Origin of the sequence: uncultured Nostoc sp. (assembly GCF_964245575.1) — a bacterium.
Classification (GTDB): Bacteria; Cyanobacteriota; Cyanobacteriia; order Cyanobacteriales; family Nostocaceae; genus Nostoc.
Map to the genome: position 1 here is coordinate 1 of NZ_CAXTNP010000415.1, position 4,904 is coordinate 4,904.

The following is a 4,904-nucleotide window of genomic DNA, read 5'->3' on the forward strand; positions in this document are numbered from 1 at the left end:
GGGGAAAGAATTTATACAAAAATTCTCCTCTGCTCCCCTACTCCCCTGCTCCTCTACTCCTTTAACACAGGGGGTAAACAATTTTTCTTCTGCCAGATCATAAAGAGCTGGGACAGATGAACATTTTTCTGATAAGTCAGGAATGCAGAGTGCTTGGGTCAAATATTTAATATTGACTGTGACATCTGGTTTGTATTTACTTAGTCCCCATTTTTTAGCCCGATACGAGCGTTGGTAATCTTTGAGTGATTTGGCATCATCTATAATTGCAGTTAGCAGGGCATTGGCGTGAAGTCTGCCGGGCAGAGTACTCTGTCCGGCGAGCTTCACATCAACACCGCGACCAACTACAAAATCATCAACGCCTTTTTCTGGCCCCGGCAGTAATGCGACTTCACAAAAGCAACCAGCAGACTCAATTGCTTTTGCAGTGCGAACAGTGGCTTGAAACACCGACCACCTGGTTTTAGCTTTTGTTTCGTAGTCAAAAAGAATTATGAACTTGCGAAGAGCCTGAGTCATTGGTACTAAGTCAGGATGCAACCGTTCATCAAAATCTTGTTTGCCCACGCGCCCGTTCCAAATTCCCGGAAGTGCGATCGCTACAAACCCTAGACTCAGCAAGCAAGCGGCTTTCTTCTCACCCTCGCATAAGATAATCGGAATCTCTGGATGCTGCTTTACCCACTCCCAAAATATTAGTGGATTGAGTTTATCCAGTAAGCGCAATCTTAAAAGTGAATGATAGCGCTTAATTAAATAACGCTTTGCAACTTTGTCCCATATGGGGTTAGCGACATCAAAGTAGGTAACGCGGTTGGGAGTTTTGGGCGGTGACTCGTATTTTACTGGCTTGCCTTTTTCCCAATCAAAGCGCGGGAAGTTGGGCTTAATTCTTCCCCATTCCATCGGTTGCCAGTTTTTGAATGGGTCAAGTGACTGAATCCACGTCCCACCTAGTAATAGGTGCTGATACATTTTTATGTATCCATCTGTTACCCGACCCGCATTCTTACGTGGGATTTGATCAGATATGAACAGGAAATCATAAACTGATTCTCCCTCTACATGGAAAAAGTTGCGCTTAATCAACGCCGGATGAATGGCGCTACCAGCTAACAACTCATGGTATTCCGCAGCCGTGAGATTGTTCGGGTATTCAATTGTCGCTGCGTTCATCGGCTCTCCCCTTGCAATTCCTTGGGGAGAGATGGGTTTAATCTTAAAGTAATATCGGTGCTGAAACTTTTCCCACTCGCCAACACTATGCCCAAAAGCAAAGTATGCTCTAGAGAAATCAGCAGCAACTGACAACCATTCCCTAAGTCGCTCTTTATTACAACTGTCAGTCCAGCGATGTTCATGTTGCCTTCGTTTAAATACAGCCAACTTTGAAGCTGCAAAGCTCTTGCTCTAGCAAGGATATTCCTGAAATTACCCGACGCTACAGCACAAAGTTGCCATGCGAAAGCTGCACTCGACCCCATGCGCTCCACTACTGCGCTCTTGGAGCGTTCTTTATTTATCACAATATTTTCCCCTGATAACTCGGTTTACAAGTTTCAGAGGGGGTTGTTGCGCTGCTAAGGATTTTTAACTACGAAATTCGGGTTTTTTCTTAATCAAACTTAATATCTTGCCCCTTTGAGAAATTTCAACAGCCAAAAATGCCACATAAAACTGGTGCGTTTCGTGTGGCTTCTCGTATAATATGAGAAGCAGCGTGGATTTAATCTCTTCTGACCGTCAGTGGATAAAAGCCGCCAAACTTTCCATACCACTGCTTCGGTTCTCGTGAGATAACCCCTCTCTGAAATTATTCTGTTTTTGGTACTGGGCAAAGCGTCACTAATTAATGACTCTTTGTCCTTTAAATTTTTGGTGCTGTTGTATATCTTCCTCCATTTCCTGTTCGTTTTTATATTACAGAACTTTTGGTCGTCTGGTGTAATAGCGTCGTTTTGATTTTTACTTTTAGACCTCCATATTTATTAACGATTGTTTTAGTTAGGGGTAATCAGAGGTTTGGTGACACTCTATGTAGGGTAGATTACCCTGCGGTAAAAGCTTTTGTTCAAGACGCATTTGCTAATTTTGGGAAAGCATGGGATATACGTACTAATCCTTGCGGATCTTTCATGATATATTTTTTTATTACTGGTTGAAGAGTAAAACTGATTTCTTTTGTAAATGGGTCTTTATTAGTTTCAATCAACGATTGTCTTTCCAGTTTTTCCAATGCATTTATTAATTCTGAAGTTGATACTAATGCTTGGTGTTTCTGATTTAGATCGTTGATTATTTCAACGAATTTAATAGGTTTAAAATCTGAAGCTACTTTATCTGCTAAATAAATCATAATTTGCTTCTGAGTCTCATTCAATACTTGACCAAATGCTTCATCAAGCATTGCTTGAAGCTCATTGCTAAAAAATGTAGTTTTGTGTTGGAAGAATACTTTTGTACTACCACTAAAAAAGTGGTTAATTCGATCCGCTACTGTTTTAAGTTCTAAAGGATTACCACGATAGGTGTTGATTAACTCGCTGCATTTTTGCGTATCAGTCAATCCTTGAGTAGCCAAAAAATGCATTGCGGTATCTGCGTCTAACCCTTCAATTCTAACCCACTGGATGTGCCGTTTAGCACTTAATAGACTATCAAATTCATCAGGTAAAACTCTACTAGTTAACAGTAAGCGGCTTTGATGTTGTTCTTCTACCAAGCGACGAAAGAATATTCTGTAATCTAGCCTCTGCTCGAAGTTATTTTTCTGGAATAATGCATCAAATTCGTCTAATACCAGCAAACATCTGCGCGATTTTAATTGCTTAACCAGTTTTGTAATCATTGTCTGAGTGATTTCTGGCAAGCTTAAGGATGTTTCTGAAGGTTGGATTAGTTGCATTAGTTCGGCTACTAAGTCCTGAACTTTCGGTGCATAGGCAACTGATTTCCAAATTAAACAATCAAAATCAGATGGAGACTCTATACTAAGCTCTGTTAACAGTTTTGCTGCTAATGCACTTTTACCAACTCCCGCCACACCTATTAATGATACACAGCGTTGCTTTATTATTAATTCTTTTAAATGGATTAGTTCCTGTGTCCGTCCATAAAAATTAGATAAGTCAGGTAATTCGCCTCGAATGCCTTGTACAAAGTCATTAGGAGGAAGTACTTGCTCTTTGTTTAGTCCAAATGGAACAGAATATTTTTTGGTGGCTTGTTCTAAGAAATATCGTAGGTTCCTCTTTCCCACCCGTTCTTCATTTCCAATAGTTTCAGAGAGTAGATCCCATAACTGAGGAGCTAAACGCCGTTGCAAATAATTAGCACTATACGGGGAGTTCTCTGCTATCTCCACGAACTCACTGTTATCCCACCCTCCTCTCATAATTCTAATCTCTGCATCAGATAGGGGTTTACCCCTTTTTGCAAACACTAGATTATTCACTACGATCAAAGCTTCTTCAAAAGTTACTGTTTCTGAAATTCTTTGCTCTGGAAGCTCCTCTGCTGTTATAACAGGGGAAGAGGGGGAAATTTCTGAAAACCTTAGTCCTTGCTCCGCACTGAAATCCATATCTGTACTTTATCCTGTCGGTTTAGTAAAGTCCTCCCAAGGGGCGTTTAATTATAGTTAATGGTAGAGGTGTGTTAGATTAGACTTAATAATACTAGCTTTTTGTGCTTATAGTTGCTTGATTTGACGAAATTAACATACAAATATCTAATAGGTTACTTAAAACTATAAATGCATCAAATAGTTTATTTTCTATTAAATCAATGGGATTGTTCTACTCACGGTTTAGAAAAAAATAGTTATATAATATACAAAGTAAATGCTGAATATTGAGCAACATTTACTGTAATAGTCTTTTTAGTACAGTATTAGAGCAATAAAACTTAGATTTAAAATAGGTGATGTTTAGTTGATTAATGCCTAGTAACCATTGTCAACTGCATTGATATAATTTTTTTAAATATGTTATGTTACTGTATTAATCCCCTTTGCGATCAACGTCAAAATCCCGACAATATTGAAAACTGTCTCTCTTGTGGCACTTCACTGCTGATTAATGACCGCATCCGCTTAATTAAGCCGTTGAGAGCGCTTACTCAAGAATTGTTCACTTATATGGAAGTTTTTGAAGTAGAGGACGCTGGTACTCACTGGAATCCTGTGCGTGAGCAGCGAATTATGAAAGTTCTGAGATGGGGCTCGCCTAAGATGGTTGAGTTAATTGAGCAAGAAGCTCTAACTTTACAGCTAATTCATCATCCAAGAATCCCTAAAAGTACCTTAGATGATTTTTTCACTTTTGTTCCTAATGATACTCAACTGACACTGCGTTGTTTAGTTATCGATAAGGTCGAGGGACAGAACCTGGAGCAGTGGATAGAATTTAATGGGAGAATTTCACAATCTTTAGCATTGGAATGGTTCAGACAATTAATTGAAATTCTTCATGATGTACACCGCTCCAATTTTTTTCATCGAGACATTAAACCTTCTAATATAATTCTTCAGCCAAATGGGCAACTATCATTAATTGATTTTGGAGTGGCGCGACGGGTGACTGATACCTATTTAGCAAAAATTAGTGGAAGTGGAGGAACTAATACGGGCAGGGGAGGACGATATGAAATTACGTCTGTAGTCACGCCTGGTTACACTTCACTAGAACAAATTGAAGGGCGGGCAGTCCCACAGTCAGATTTTTTTGCTTTAGGCCGGACTTTTGTACATTTAGTCACTGCTACTCCACCTATTGATTTGTCTAAAGATACAAAAACAGGGAACTTGCTTTGGAGAAAAGATGCGCCACAGATTGACAAACCCTTCGCTGATTTTATTGATGAGTTGATGGCTCCTTTACCAGGGAAGCGTCCGCAGACTA

General features: G+C 39.6%; 4 protein-coding genes. 1 reads left to right on the top strand and 3 read right to left on the bottom strand.

The window, feature by feature from the left end; all coding sequences use genetic code 11:
* The 3 genes from ACFFAP_RS35815 to ACFFAP_RS35825 form a co-directional block, all read right to left on the bottom strand.
* On the bottom strand, nt 1-1,179 hold a 1,179-nt coding region (locus tag ACFFAP_RS35815), incomplete at its 3' end, for a DUF3854 domain-containing protein (protein ID WP_375515663.1).
* Nucleotides 1,176-1,529 carry a hypothetical protein gene (locus tag ACFFAP_RS35820; protein WP_375515664.1) on the bottom strand — a complete coding sequence of 118 codons (354 nt, stop codon included), beginning with the start codon at nt 1,527-1,529 and terminating at the stop codon, nt 1,176-1,178. The genes ACFFAP_RS35820 and ACFFAP_RS35815, both read right to left, overlap by 4 nt.
* A 545-nt stretch (nt 1,530-2,074) precedes the next feature.
* On the bottom strand, nt 2,075-3,586 hold the full coding sequence (locus ACFFAP_RS35825; RefSeq protein WP_375515665.1) for an NB-ARC domain-containing protein: 1,512 nt from the start codon (nt 3,584-3,586) through the stop codon (nt 2,075-2,077).
* A gap of 402 nt (nt 3,587-3,988) precedes the next feature.
* Between ACFFAP_RS35825 and ACFFAP_RS35830 the strand changes: the two genes are divergently transcribed.
* Nucleotides 3,989-4,904 (top strand): serine/threonine protein kinase (locus tag ACFFAP_RS35830; RefSeq protein ID WP_375515666.1); only part of this gene is annotated, 916 nt, incomplete at its 3' end.